This is a genomic window from Corallococcus exercitus (assembly GCF_003611585.1).
Classification (GTDB): Bacteria; Myxococcota; Myxococcia; order Myxococcales; family Myxococcaceae; genus Corallococcus; species Corallococcus exercitus.
In genome coordinates, this window is record NZ_RAVW01000072.1 from 16069 (window position 1) to 29140 (window position 13072).

Annotated in this window: 9 protein-coding genes; 2 read left to right on the plus strand and 7 right to left on the minus strand. The window is 71.1% G+C overall.

The genetic code is table 11. The features are described from left to right. Positions 1-59 precede the first annotated feature (59 nt). Together D7W79_RS12050 and D7W79_RS12055 are read left to right on the plus strand one after the other, a co-directional pair. Positions 60-2420, plus strand: coding sequence for a phosphoketolase family protein (locus D7W79_RS12050; protein ID WP_120525513.1), 2361 nt, complete (start codon positions 60-62; stop codon positions 2418-2420). Further along, positions 2417-3592 (plus strand): acetate/propionate family kinase, encoded by a 1176-nt coding sequence (locus tag D7W79_RS12055; protein WP_120525514.1) that lies wholly within the window; start codon positions 2417-2419, stop codon positions 3590-3592. Before D7W79_RS12050 ends, D7W79_RS12055 begins: the two co-directional genes overlap by 4 nt. 99 nt (positions 3593-3691) lie before the next feature. Here the strand turns inward: D7W79_RS12055 and D7W79_RS12060 are convergent, their stop codons facing one another. The 7 genes from D7W79_RS12060 to D7W79_RS12090 form a co-directional block, all read right to left on the minus strand. After that, complete coding sequence (locus D7W79_RS12060) at positions 3692-4810, minus strand: LptF/LptG family permease (protein ID WP_120525515.1); 1119 nt, start codon at positions 4808-4810, stop codon at positions 3692-3694. After that, positions 4807-5919, minus strand: coding sequence for an LptF/LptG family permease (locus D7W79_RS12065; protein WP_120525516.1), 1113 nt, complete (start codon positions 5917-5919; stop codon positions 4807-4809). Before D7W79_RS12065 ends, D7W79_RS12060 begins: the two co-directional genes overlap by 4 nt. Further along, a complete protein-coding gene (gene purD / locus D7W79_RS12070) occupies positions 5916-7175 on the minus strand; it encodes a phosphoribosylamine--glycine ligase (protein ID WP_120525517.1) in 1260 nt (419 codons plus the stop codon). Before purD ends, D7W79_RS12065 begins: the two co-directional genes overlap by 4 nt. Before the next feature lies 1 nt (position 7176). Continuing rightward, a complete protein-coding gene (locus D7W79_RS45735) occupies positions 7177-10212 on the minus strand; it encodes a zinc-ribbon domain-containing protein (RefSeq protein WP_120525518.1) in 3036 nt (1011 codons plus the stop codon). Positions 10213-10216: 4 nt separating this feature from the next. Beyond that, positions 10217-11761 (minus strand): bifunctional phosphoribosylaminoimidazolecarboxamide formyltransferase/IMP cyclohydrolase, encoded by a 1545-nt coding sequence (purH, locus tag D7W79_RS12080; RefSeq protein ID WP_120525519.1) that lies wholly within the window; start codon positions 11759-11761, stop codon positions 10217-10219. 107 nt (positions 11762-11868) lie between these two features. Further along, positions 11869-12360, minus strand: coding sequence for a sigma factor-like helix-turn-helix DNA-binding protein (locus D7W79_RS12085; protein WP_120525520.1), 492 nt, complete (start codon positions 12358-12360; stop codon positions 11869-11871). A gap of 57 nt (positions 12361-12417) precedes the next feature. After that, on the minus strand, positions 12418-12942 hold the full coding sequence (locus D7W79_RS12090; RefSeq protein WP_120525521.1) for a MerR family transcriptional regulator: 525 nt from the start codon (positions 12940-12942) through the stop codon (positions 12418-12420). Between the last annotated feature and the right edge of the window lie 130 nt (positions 12943-13072).

The window sequence follows — 13072 nt, forward strand, 5'->3', positions numbered from 1 at the left end:
CGTGCGGGCTGGAGTCTGGTCCTCCCGGGTTGCACGACGTTCACCTCGGGAGATGCAAGATGGCGGGTCCGCTGAGTGACGAAGAGCTGGCGAAGATTGACGCCTACTGGCGCGCGGCGAACTACCTGTCCGTCGGGCAGATCTACCTCAAGGACAACCCGCTCCTGGAGCGGCCCCTCACGCGCGAGGACATCAAGCCGCGCCTGCTGGGGCACTTCGGCACCACGCCCGGCCTCAACTTCATCTACGTCCACCTGAACCGCATCATCCGGAACCACCGGGCCAACATGATGTATCTCATTGGCCCCGGCCACGGTGCGCCCGGCATCATCGCCAACACGTTCCTCGAAGGCTCCTACACGGAGCTGTATCCCAACATCGAGCGCAACCGCGACGGCATGAAGCGCCTGTTCCGCCAGTTCTCCTGGCCCTACGGCGTCCCCAGCCACGACGCGCCCGAAGTTCCCGGCTCCATCAGCGAGGGCGGCGAGCTGGGCTACTCGCTGCTCCACGCGTACGGCGCCGTGCTGGACAACCCGGACCTCATCGTCCCCTGCGTCGTCGGCGACGGCGAGGCGGAGACGGGCGCGCTCGCCGCGAGCTGGCACTCCAACAAGTTCATCAACCCCATCACCGACGGCGCCGTGCTGCCCATCCTGCACCTCAACGGGTACAAGATCGCCAACCCCACGGTGCTCGCGCGCATCGACCCCGACGAGCTGGAATCCCTCTTCAAGGGCTACGGCTACAAGCCCTACGTCCTGGAGGGCGATGACCCGAAGGACATGCACCAGCGGATGGCGGAGGTGCTCGACACGCTCTACGCGGAGATTCAACGCATCCAGCGCCACGCCCGTGAGAAGAACGATCCCACCCGTCCGCGCTGGCCCATGCTCGTGCTGCGCACCCCCAAGGGGTGGACCGGCCCGAAGGTGGTGGACGGCAAGCCGGTGGAGGGCACCTGGCGCGCCCACCAGGTGCCGCTGGAGGAGGTGCGCGACAACCCCGAGCACCTGAAGATTTTGGAGGCGTGGCTCCACAGCTACCGGCCTCGCGAGCTGTTCGACGCGAATGGCACCTTCCGCGAGGAGCTGGCGGACATCGCGCCCAAGGGCCGGCTGCGCATGGGCGTCAACGTGCACTCGAACGGTGGCCAGCTGCTGGTGCCGCTCGTGCTGCCGGGCTTCCGCGACTACGCCATCGACCCGGGCGTCCCGGGCTCGAAGCAGGTCAGCGCCACCCGGGTGCTGGGCGGCTACCTGCGGGACGTGATGCGCCACAACCTGGCGACGAAGAACTTCCGCATGTTCGCCCCGGACGAGAACGCGTCCAACCGACTCCAGGACGTCTACGCCGTCACCGGCAAGAGCTGGGACGCGAAGCAGGAGCCCACGGATGAGCACCTCTCCGTCGACGGCCGCGTGATGGAGGTCCTGAGCGAGCACCTCTGCCAGGGCTGGCTGGAGGGCTACCTGCTCACCGGACGCCACGGCTTCTTCTCCTGCTACGAAGCCTTCATCCACATCATCGATTCGATGTTCAACCAGCACGCCAAGTGGATCAAATCCGCGAAGGAGCTGCCGTGGCGCAAGCCCATCGCGTCGCTGAACTACCTGCTCAGCTCGCACGTGTGGCGGCAGGACCACAACGGGTTCTCCCATCAGGACCCGGGCTTCATCGACCACGTGGCCAACAAGAAGGCGGACACGGTGCGCATCTACCTGCCGCCGGACGCGAACACGCTCTTGTCGGTGGCGGACCACTGCCTGCGCTCGAAGAACTACGTGAACCTCATCATCGCGGGGAAGCAGCTCGCGCCGGTGTGGCTGGACATGGAGAGCGCCGTGCGCCACTGCTCGGAGGGCATCGGGGCGTGGGACTGGGCCGGCAATGACGACGGCGACCCGGACGTGGTGATGGCCTGCGCGGGCGACGTGCCCACCCTGGAGACGATGGCCGCGGTGACGCTGCTGCGCGCGTGGGCGCCGGAGCTCAAGGTGCGCGTGGTCAACGTGGTGGATGTCTTCAAGCTCGCGCCCGTGCACGTCCATCCCCATGGACTCAACGAGGAGGACTTCAACCGCCTCTTCACCACGGACAAGCCCGTGGTGTTCGCGTTCCACGGCTACCCGACGCTCGTGCACAAGCTCACGTACAACCGGGCCAACCACGCCAACATCCACGTGCACGGGTTCAAGGAAGAGGGCACCACGACGACGCCGTTCGACATGACGGTGCTCAACGACATGGACCGCTTCACCCTGGCGCTGAGCGCCATCCAGCACTCGAAGGCCGCGCGGCACTGGCGGGACGACGCGGAGCAGCGCTTCTCCGAGGTGCGCCAGCGGCACAAGCTCTACGTGTCGGAGCACGGCGAGGACATGCCCGAAGTGGCAAACTGGAAGTGGACCGCGCGATGAGCGACCCGGGCGCGGTGCTGGTCATCAACAGCGGCTCGTCATCGCTGAAATTCGGCCTCTACGTCGAGCGGGATGGACGGGAGGCGGTGCGGTTCAAGGGCAGCGCGAGCCACATCGGCGCGGCGCAGGGCCGGCTCGTCGTGAAGGACGGCGCGGGGAAGCAGGTGCGCGCGGTGGACGTGCGGCATCCGTCGCAGGAGGACGCCCTCCGCGAGGCCGTGCGGCACCTGAGGGAGCTGGGCGGAGCGCAACCCCAGGCCATCGGGCACCGGGTGGTGCATGGCGGTCCCCACCTGCGCCAGCACCAGGCCCTGACACCGGAGGTGATGAAGGCACTGGAAGCGGCGACGCACTTCGCGCCGCTGCACATTCCCGCCGCGCTCCAGCTCATCCGCGCCACGGAGCGGCAGTGCCCGGGCGTGCCGCAGTTCGTCTGCTTCGACACGGCCTTCCACGCGACGATGCCCGAAGTCGCTTCGACGTTCCCCCTGCCCCGCTCCGTGCGCGACCAGGGCGTGCAACGGTATGGGTTCCATGGCCTGTCGTATGAGTCCATCGTCGCGAGGCTGGAGCCGCACGTGCCCGCCCGCACCGTGGTCGCGCACCTGGGCAATGGCGCGAGCCTCGTGGCGCTCGAGCGTGGACGCTCCGTCGATACGTCCATGGGCTTCACGCCCACGGGCGGCATTCCCAGCGGCACCCGCACCGGCGACCTGGATCCGGGCGTGCTGCTGTTCCTGATGCGCACGGGCGGGATGGACGCGGAGGCGTTGGAGACGCTGGTGAACAAGGACTCCGGGCTCCGGGGCCTGTCGGAGGGGACCAGCGACATGCAGGCCCTCACGCGTGACGCGGCGGCGGGCAGCGCGGCGGCGTCCCTGGCGGTGGACGTCTTCACGCGAGGCATCGCGAAGACGGTGGGCGCCTACGCGGCGGTGCTCGGCGGACTGGACCTGCTCGTGTTCACGGGCGGCATCGGGGAGAACAGCGCGCGGGTGCGCCAGGACGTGTGCGCGAGGCTGGGCCACCTGGGCATCCGGCTGGATGCGCAGCGGAACGAGGCGAGCGCGGAGGTCATCACGTCCGACGCATCGTCATGTCCCGTGCGCGTGCTGCCCAGCGACGAGGAGGGACAGCTCGCACGTCACACGCGCCGGATGCTTCACGGGTGAGGGGCCATCCGTCGGCGGCGCACCGCACGAACCTGTCCGACTGTCGGACAGGTTTGGGTTCGCGCCGCACGGAAGGTGGCCCCTTGGAGGTCCGGAGGCTCAGGCCCGCCGCGTGATGCTCCGGCGCGGCAGGTGCAGCAGTCCCTCGCGGCGCAGCCACAGGGCCGCCGCGACAATCGTCAGCAGGGTCGTGGGCATCCAGGCCGCCACGGCGGGCGCCAGGCGCTCGGTGAGCACCAGCGTGCGGGACACCACCATCAGACCCCACATCGCCACCGCGATGAGCAGCCCCTCCACCACCGCCGCCGTCAGGTGTCCACGGCGGTTCATCCGCAGCGCCAGACCCACCGCCAACAATGCCGCGGGCAGTCCCGCCAGCGGGTACGCGAAGCGGTTGTGCCACGCGAGCTGGAAGGCCTTCGTCGCGAGCCCGACCTCTTGTCGCGCGACGATCTGCTCGCCCAGCTCACCCAGGCGCATCTGCTCCGGACGGCCCGGACGGATGCGGAACGTCGTCGCGCCCACGCCCAGCTCGTACTCCGCTGTGGGCCGCTGCGTCACCGACGTGCGCCCGTCCTCCGTGAACGTGCGCTCCACCACGTCCGTCAATTCCCAGCGCGTCCCTTCCAGCGAGCGCATCCGCCCCGCGTCCACGCGGCGGCGCAGCTTGAACTCCGGCGTCAGCGTGAAGATGGAGACGTTCTCGAAGCCCTCCTGCGCGTTGCCGCCCCGGAGGAAGAAGATGGCGTCGCCCCGCCGGAACCACTGCTTCGGCGTGTAATACATCCGCCAGTCGCCCCACCGGTTGAAGCGCTGCGTGGTGATTTCGTCCACGCGCCGGCCCGCCCTCGCGGCCACCGTCTCGTCGAACGCGACCAACCCCACGCACGCCACCAGCGCGCACAGGCCCACCGGCAGGTACAGCGCCGCGGGCCCGAAGGTGAGCGCCCGCAGCGCCGTCACCTCGCCCTTCTTGCGCAGCGCGGACACCGTCGTGCCCGCCGCCAGCAGCAGCGCCGCCGGGCCCAGCTGCTGCACCGTCACCAGCGCCTTGTAGCCGTAGAGCTTGAGCACGTCCCACACCCAGCCCTCGCCCCCGTAGGCCTTCGCGCGGTCCACGAAGTCCACCACCAGGAACACCGCCACCACGCCCGCCAGGATGCCCAGCGTGTAGCGCACGTACGCGCGCACCACGTAGCCGAAGAGGGTGCCCTTCATCGCACCGTCCCCGAACGCGTCACGCGGTACAGCGCGAACGCCCCCGCCGCCATGAAGAGCACGTTCGCCAGCTGCCCCGCGACGAACACCGGCAGCTGCCCCTTCTGGCCCATCTGCTCGAAGGCGCGGCTCAAGAGGTAGTAGAGGACGTAGCCGCCCAGCGTCAGGATGTAGCCCCACGCGCGGCCTGACTGCCTGCGGCCAATCGCCAGCGGCGTGCCCAGGAGCGCGAACGCCACCGGCGCCACCGCGTTGCCCATCCGGCTGTGCAGCGCCATCAGGAAGGGGCGCGCATCCTCCCGCCGCTCCTCCGCGTCCTTCGCCGCCGCGATCAACTCCACCGGCGTCAGCTCCTCCTTCGGCGAGCGGAACCGGTTGCGCCGCGACAGCGACCCGCCCAGCCCCACGTTGATCTCCGCCTTGTCGAAGGCGACGACGCTCGCGTCCACCGAGGAGCGGTTGGCGCGGTGCACCTCGCCCTCCTTCAGCTCGATGCGCAGCGCCTCGCCCCGCTCGGACGTGCCCACGCTGCCCTTGTGCGCGAGCACCAGCAGCGGCGAGCTGGGGTCGCGGTCGTCGTGCAGCAGCACGTTCGTCCACCCGCCGCCCCTGGGCGCCACCTTCTGCGCGTACAGCGTGAGGTCGCTCAGGTCCTCGTAGAAGACGCCGGACTTCACGTCGCCCGCGACGTTCTTCTGGATGACCTCGCCCACCAGGTCCTTCACGCCCGTGAGGCCCCACGGCTCCACCGTGGACGTGAGCAGCACCATGAACGCGCTCAGCGCGAGGCCCACGCTCAGCGGCGCCGCCAGCAGCTGGAGCGGGCTGATGCCCAGGGCCTGCAGCGACGTGAGCTCCCGGTCCTCTCCCAGCCGCCCCAGGCCCAGCAGGATGGCCAGCAGGAACGCGATGGGCAGCGCCATCACCAGGAAGTGCGGCGCCAGGTACGCGATGAGCCGCCCCAGGTCCCCCAGCGTCACCGCCGAGCCCAGCAGCACGTCCGTGCCGCGCAGGAACTGCATCACGAACAGCAACAGGAACATGAACGCCACCCAGACGCACAGGGGGACGAGCAGCTCCTTGAGCAGGTAGCGCGCCAGCAGCTTCACGGCCGCGCCCGCAGCCCCCGCGCGCCAATGTCACGGCGGAAGTGCTTGCCCTCGAAGCGCACGGCGTCCGCCGCCGTCAGGGCCCGCTCGCGCGCCGTGGCCAGGCTGTCGCCCCGCGCGCACACCGTCAGCACCCGGCCGCCCGCCGTCACCAGCGCGCCGTCCTGCTTCGCCACGCCCGCCAGGAACACCGGCGCATTTGACGGAACGGCCTCCAGCCCTTCAATCCGCTGGCCCTTCTTCGGCGCCTCCGGATAGCCCTCCGCCGCCAGCACCACGCCCACCGACGCGCCCGGGAACTGCTTCAGCGGCCGGGGCTCCAGCGTCCCCCTCGCGCACGCATCCAGCAGCGGCAGCAGGTCCTCGTCCACCTGCATCATCAGGACCTGCGTCTCCGGGTCCCCGAAGCGCGCGTTGAACTCCAGCACCTTCGGGCCGGACGCCGTGAGCATCAGCCCCGCGTACAGCACGCCACGCAGCGGCGTGCCGCGCTTCTTGAGCACCGCCAGCGTCGGCGCGATGACCTGCTCGCCCACCTTCGCCAGCTCCTGCGGCGTGAGGAACGGCGCCGGGCAGTACGCGCCCATGCCGCCCGTGTTGGGGCCCGTGTCACCCTCGCCCACGCGCTTGTGGTCCTGCGACAGCGGCAGGAGCACGTAGCGCTCGCCGTCGCACAGGGCCATCAGCGAGACCTCCTCGCCCTCCAGCAGCTCCTCCAGCACCATCTGCTGGCCCGCCTGGCCCATCTGGGCCACGGCGCGCACCGCTTCGCGCGCGGCCTTCGCGTCCGGCGCGACGATGACGCCCTTGCCCGCGGCCAGGCCGTCCGCCTTCACCACGATGCGGCCCTGCGCGACGGCGTACGCTTCCGCCTGCGCCGCGTCGGTGAAGACGCGGAAGGCCGCGGTGGGGACGCCCGCCTCCTCCATCACCTCCTTGGCGAAGGCCTTGGAGCCCTCGATGCGCGCGGCCGCCGCGACGGGGCCGAAGCACGGGATGTCCACCTGCGCGAGCGCGTCCGCGACGCCCGCGACGAGCGGCGCCTCCGGGCCCACCACCACCAGGTCCACGCGCTCGCGGCGCGCCAGCGACACCACCGCCTCCGGCGAGTCCGCCTGCAGGGGCACGTTGGTGCCCCACCGCGCCGTGCCCGGGTTGCCCGGGCCGACCAGGAGCCGCGAGAGACGGGGACTCTGGGCCAGCTTCCACGCGAGCGCGTGCTCGCGTCCGCCCGACCCCAGCAACAGGACCTTCACGTCAACCTCGCTCGTCGAGTTTGAAGAGCAGCTTCTTCGCCGGGAAGTAGGACGGATCCAACCCCACCACCTTCTCCAGCACCGCGCGCGCTTCCTTCGGCTTCGACGCCACCAGCAGCTCCGCCAGCTTCGTCTGCGCGGACAGCATCTTCGGCGCCACGTCCAACGCGGACTGCAGCGAGCGCATCGCCACCGCCACGTCCCTGTCCGCCGCCTGCGCGAGCCCCAACGACAGGCGCGCCACCGGCAGGCCCCGCTCCAGACCCACCGCGCGCTCGGCGAGCCCGCGCGCCTGCGGCGACTTCGCCTCCAGCGCGATGAGCGCCCGGTACGCCTGCGCACTGCCGCTGTTCGCGTTCACGTCCACCACGGAGTGCAGCAGCCGCTCCGCGGTCTGACGGTCCCCCTGGTGGAAGCGCACCAGGGCCTCGTACAGCAACGGCTGCACGTCTTCCGGGCGGTCGCCCAGCGCCTTCACCACGTTCTCCACGCCCAGCAGCGTGTCGCCGGGCCTCAGCCAGAAGCGCGACAGCGCGGGCCGGGGCGCCAGCCGCAGCGGATCCCACTCGCGCGCCTCCAGCACCGGGTAGAACAGGCGGAAGGCCTCGTCGCGCTTCTTCGCGCTCGCCGCCGCCACGCCCTCCAGGAGCTTCGCGTCCATGCGGCGGTCATCCAACCGCACCGCCTGCTGGAAGCGCTCCTGGGCCCCGGCCACGTCGCCTTCCAGCAGGTGCATCCGCCCTTCCAGCACCTTCTCCAGCGCGGCGTCCTCCAACCGGCCCTGGAAACCCTTCAGGTGCTCGCGGGCCGCGGCCACGTCCTTCTGCTCCAGCGCCACCAGGAACCACTGCAGGTGGGCCTCCGGCATCGCCGGCACGGCCTTCAGGGCCTCCGTCGCCGCCTTGACCGAGCCCGCGTCGTTGCCCACGGTGCGCTCGGCCGCGGCCAGGTGGCTCCAGATTTCAGAGGCGTCGCGAGGGCCGTAGCGGGTCGCGTTCTTCGTCAGGTCCTTCAGCGCTCGCACCGCGTCGCGCGCGTTGCCCTCCGCCTGGTAGCGGAGCACCGCCAGCGCCAGGGAGGCGCGCACGTCGCCCGCCTTCGCCTTCAGCCGGTCCTCGTACAGCTTGCGCGCGCGGTCCGTCTCCCCCACCTCCACGTAGATGCGGGCTGCGGCCTCCAGGCTGTTCCAGTCCTGGGGATCCAGCTCCATCCGGCGCGAGAGCTGCTTCAGCGCCAGCCCGTACTGGCCGGCCTGCTCGTGCGCGAGCGCGCTGTAGTAGTCCACGCGCTTGAGGTTGGGCGCCAGCTTCCGCGCGGCGTCGAACTCCTGGTTCGCCAGCTCACGCGACGTGGCCACCTGCGAGCGCCCCAGCACCAGGTGCGCCTCCGCCTTGTGCGCGTCACTGGCCTCCGGACGCGCGAGCACCGACGTGGCGAGCTGCGCCGCCTCCTCCAGATTGCCCGGCTGACGCGAGCGCGCCAGCAGCAGGTTCGCGTGCGCGACGAGCAGCGCGGGCGTCTTCCCGGCCGTGCCCTGCGCGGCCTGGATGAGCTCGCGCGCCTCCTGGAAGGAGTTGTCGTCCATGCCCGGACCGCGCCCGAGCGCCAGCGCCTGCACGTACCCGGCGATGGCATCCGTGCTGCGGGGGTCGAGCAGCAGCGCCTGCTGGAAGGACTCCTCCGCTTCCGTGTAGGCGTTGCGCTGGTCCATCTCGAGCTGCTTCTGGCCCGCGGCCAGGTGCTCCGCGCTGGTGCCCTCCAGCTCCAGGAACTGGAGCTTCCAGCGGCCCACCGCGGCCAGCACCTCCGGAGGCACCGCGGCCGGAGCGGCGGGCTTCGCGTCCCGGGCCGCCTTCTCCTGCTGGGGCTTGTACACGAGGAAGTAGCCCGCCGCGCCGCCGCCCCCGAGGAGCGCCAGCACCAGCAGGCCCACGACCACGGAGCGGCTGCCGCCCCCGCCGCCGCCGCGCTGGGCGCTGCGGACCGGAGCAGCCGTGATGTGCGAGGTGCGCGCGGGCTTCACGGAGCTCACGCGCGAGTCCGACGACGGCGCCGTGGCCCCCGCGGACCGGAGCTCGCCCCCGGACAGGTCGTCCCCGGACGAGGCCGACGCGGGGTCCAGGCTGCTCATCATCGGCAGCTCCAGGTCCCCGCTCGCGGGCGGAGGCGCCGCCACCTCGGGCGCCACCATCACGGTGGACTCCCGGGCGGCCGCGGGCTCGCGCTGCTTGCAGTCGTCGCAGATGCCCAGGGCCTGGTCGAAGGGATCCGTCAGGGCCTTGCCGCACGAGCGGCAGCTGGTGCTCGTCTCCGGCTTCGCGGCGGCCTGGGCCGGAGCGCGGGCGGACATGCGGCCCAGCGACACGGCCCCGGCGGCAGGCGCGGAGGCGGCCCGGGCGGGCGCGGGCGCCTTCGGGGCGGCCCCTTCCGGCTCCAGCCCCCCGGGCGCCGGCCCGAGGAAGTCGAGCAGCGGGTCGTCCGGAACTTTCGGAGCGGCGACGCCGGGCGCATCCGGCACCGGCGGGCCGGGCTTCGCGGCGGGGCTCGCCCTGGGGGACGACGGCGGAGCGGCCGGGCCCAGGTTCGCGAACGGGTCCGAGGGAAGGCTCGCGGGGGCGCGCGACGCGGGCGGGCCCAGGTTCGCGAAGGGGTCCACGCTTCCCGGTGGCCCCAGCTCCGGCATCTCACCGAAGTCCCCGAAGAGGTCCGACGCCGGTGCTGGCTTGGGCGCGGCCGGAGCCTGCGGAGGCTTCGCCGCGGCGGGCACGTTCCGGGGCGCCGCCTGCGCCGGAGCGGCGGCCGGATTGCTCCGGGGCTCACGCGCGACGGGAGGCGCCGGGGCGGCCGCGGGCGGCTGCGGCTGGGCGGCGGAAGGCGAGGCCCCTTCAGGGGGGGCCGTCACGGACGCGGCAGAGGCCTCCCGCTTCACGAGCTGGAGGTGACGGCAGCGGGGACACTGCGCGCGGACGCCCTTGGTCGTGATCAACCGGTCGTCGATCGCGTAGGCCGCCGCGCATTTCTGGCAGACGATGCGCATGAAGTTAGTGGCGGAAGTGTCGCACTCCCGTCACCACCATGGCCATCCCATGTTCATCCGCCGCGGCGATCACCTCCGGGTCCCGGACGGAACCGCCCGGCTGGATGACCGCCGTCGCTCCCGCCCGGGCCGCCTCGTCCAGGCCGTCCCGGAAGGGGAAGAAGGCGTCCGAGGCCACGGCGCTGCCCTTGAGGGCCTCGCCACCGCGCGTCATCGCGATGCGCACGGAGTCCACCCGGTTCGTCTGCCCGCCGCCCTGCGCCAAAAGCTGGGACGGCGCCGCGAACACGATGGCGTTGCTCTTCACGTGCTTGCACACCTTCCAGGCGAAGCGCAGCGCCCGCTCCTCCTCCGGCGTGGGGGCGCGCTTGGACACCACCTTCCACTCCAGGGGCGGCTCCACCGCGTCGCGGTCCATCAGCAGCATGCCGCCGGACACGCTGCGCGCGTCCACCTGGGGCCGGGGCTTCACCGTGGGAGACGCCAGCGCGGGGCCCGCCTCCAGGAGGCGCAGGTTCTTCTTGCCCGCCAGCACCTGAAGGGCCGCCGCCGAGTACGACGGCGCGATGACCGCCTCCAGGAACGTCTCCGCCATGGCCTTCGCCACGGCCTCGTCCACCTCGCGGTTGAAGGCGACGATGCCGCCAAAGGCGCTCACCTCGTCCACCGCGCGGGCGGTGCGGTAGGCCTTCTCCAGCACGTCGTCCACCGCCACGCCGCACGGGGTGTTGTGCTTGATGACCACCGCGCAGGGCTTCTCCGGGAACTCGAGGACGAGCCCCAGGGCCGCGTCCAGGTCCAGGATGTTGTTGTACGAGAGTTCCTTGCCCTGGAGCACCTTGGCGAAGGCGACGGACGGCTCCTTCGGCGCGGCGTATTCCTTGTAGAAGGCGCCGCGCTGGTGCGGGTTCTCCCCGTAGCGCAGCCCCTGCACCTTCTGGAACGCGAGCGACAGCTCCTGCGGGAAGGGCTCCTGCGCCTCACCGGACAGCCACCCGGAGATGGACGCGTCGTAGGCCGCCGTGTGCGCGAACGCCTTGCGCATCAGCCGGCGCCGCGTCTCCAGGCCCACGCCCTTCTGGCCCTCAATCTCCGCGAGCACCGGCGCGTAGTCGTCCGGGTCCACCACGATGGCCACGTGCTTGAAGTTCTTCGCCGACGCGCGGACCATCGCCGGCCCGCCGATGTCGATGTTCTCGATGACGTCGTCCTCGCCCGCGCCGGACGCCACCGTCTGGCGGAACGGGTAGAGGTTCACCACCACCAGCGAGATGGGCTCGATGTGGTTCTTCGCCATCTCCGCCCGGTCACTCTCCAGGTCGGGCCGGCCGAGGATGCCGCCGTGGATGCGGGGGTGGAGCGTCTTCACGCGGCCGCCAAGGATTTCGGGGCTCTGCGTGTGCTCGGACACCTGGGTGGCGGGGATGCCGGCGGCCTTCAGGGCCTCCAGGGTGCCGCCGGTGGAGAGCAGCCGGTAGCCCAGCCGGACCAGGCCCTGGGCAAAGGGAACCAGACCGCGCTTGTCGGAAACGCTCAGGAGAGCCAGCACGTGTGCGCCTCGCAATGGGTGGGGGTGGCGCGGGTCCTAGCAACCACCCCCTGGGGTGTCAACGCAACACGTCACCCCAGGCCCGGCGCGAAACAGTGCCCTGCCCTCTAAGGCTTGCGGGCGGACACGGGAGGCTCGGCCTCCGTGGCCTCGCGCAGCTTCATGAGGCCGCGCGTCTCCACCTGGCGGATGCGCTCGCGGGTGAGGTTCATGATCTCCCCCACCTCCTCCAGCGTGATGCCGCCCTTCTCCGCCACGTCCAGGGCACAGGTGTGCTCCAGCTCCGTGATTTCCTTGTCCGGGAAGTTGAGCTTGATGGAGCCCGTCTCGGGGTTCACGTCCAGGTAGAGGTTGTGCTTGCAGGACACGAAGAGGCACGGGCGCGGGCCGTTGATGCAGTCGGCGCGGGTGCGCGGCCGCTGCTCGTCCACGAGCTTGAGGGTCTCCGTCTCCTCGGGGTCCAGCTGACCGGCCAGCCGGCGCCGGCGCAGGTCGCGCGCCATCTCCTTGCGCGACATCGTCTTGGAGCGCCGGCGTTCCGCGGGCTGCTCCTCCTCATTCCCCCCCTCGCCCTCCTGCAGCTGCTTCACTTCCGACATGTTTCGTCCTCCAGATGTGTGGAGTCTACCCGGTTCAACAGGACCCTGGGGGGCATCCTATTGTGGCCGGAGCGTTTCGTCTTCGCGCGCCGTGACGGCGCTGCCCAACCGGGCGACATCCCGGACCAGATCCTGCGCCCGTTGCCTGAGCGTTGCCAACTGGGCTTCGAGTGACCTCCTGCGTTCTCCTCCCAGGGGCCGTCCTCCCAGCTCCTCCTGGAACCCGTCCAGCACCTCCGACAGGTCCCTCTGGAGCTGGTCGATGTGGTTGCGGTGGAACACGAAGGAGCGGCGGATGTCCTCCAGGGTGTGTCCTTCGGCCATCATCTTCTTGATGACGTTGATGCGCCGCACCGCCTCCACCGGGTAGAGCCCCAGGCTGCCCTGGTGCTTCCCCTTGCGGCCCACACGGCGGCTGCGGGGGAGCAGACCGGCCTGGACGTACTTCCGGAACGTCGCCTCCGAGAGCCTCACGCCCCGGGGCCGGAAGATTTCCAGGATCGCGTTCGCGGGCAGGCCTCCCGCGTTCTCGCGCTCGATGCGCTCCAGTTCGTCGGGCGCGAGCAGGTCCATTGATTCCATTGAATAGAGGCTACTGAATGGATGCCATAGGTGCCAGATTCGCGCGTCATCCGTCAAGGAGGACGAGCAGCCGGGCAGGCGGACGTCGTCCGGCCGACGCTCCGCGCCGGCTTGCGGTGGCTTCAGGGGC

Bases quoted from the DNA above. Each gene is read 5' to 3' on its own strand.
- D7W79_RS12050 (WP_120525513.1), top strand. From the start codon at position 60: ATGGCGGGTCCGCTGAGTGACGAAGAGCTGGCGAAGATTGACGCCTAC.
- D7W79_RS45735 (WP_120525518.1), bottom strand. From the start codon at position 10,212: ATGCGCATCGTCTGCCAGAAATGCGCGGCGGCCTACGCGATCGACGAC.
- D7W79_RS12060 (WP_120525515.1), bottom strand. From the start codon at position 4,810: ATGAAGGGCACCCTCTTCGGCTACGTGGTGCGCGCGTACGTGCGCTAC.
- D7W79_RS12055 (WP_120525514.1), top strand. From the start codon at position 2,417: ATGAGCGACCCGGGCGCGGTGCTGGTCATCAACAGCGGCTCGTCATCG.
- D7W79_RS12085 (WP_120525520.1), bottom strand. From the start codon at position 12,360: ATGTCGGAAGTGAAGCAGCTGCAGGAGGGCGAGGGGGGGAATGAGGAG.
- D7W79_RS12090 (WP_120525521.1), bottom strand. From the start codon at position 12,942: ATGGAATCAATGGACCTGCTCGCGCCCGACGAACTGGAGCGCATCGAG.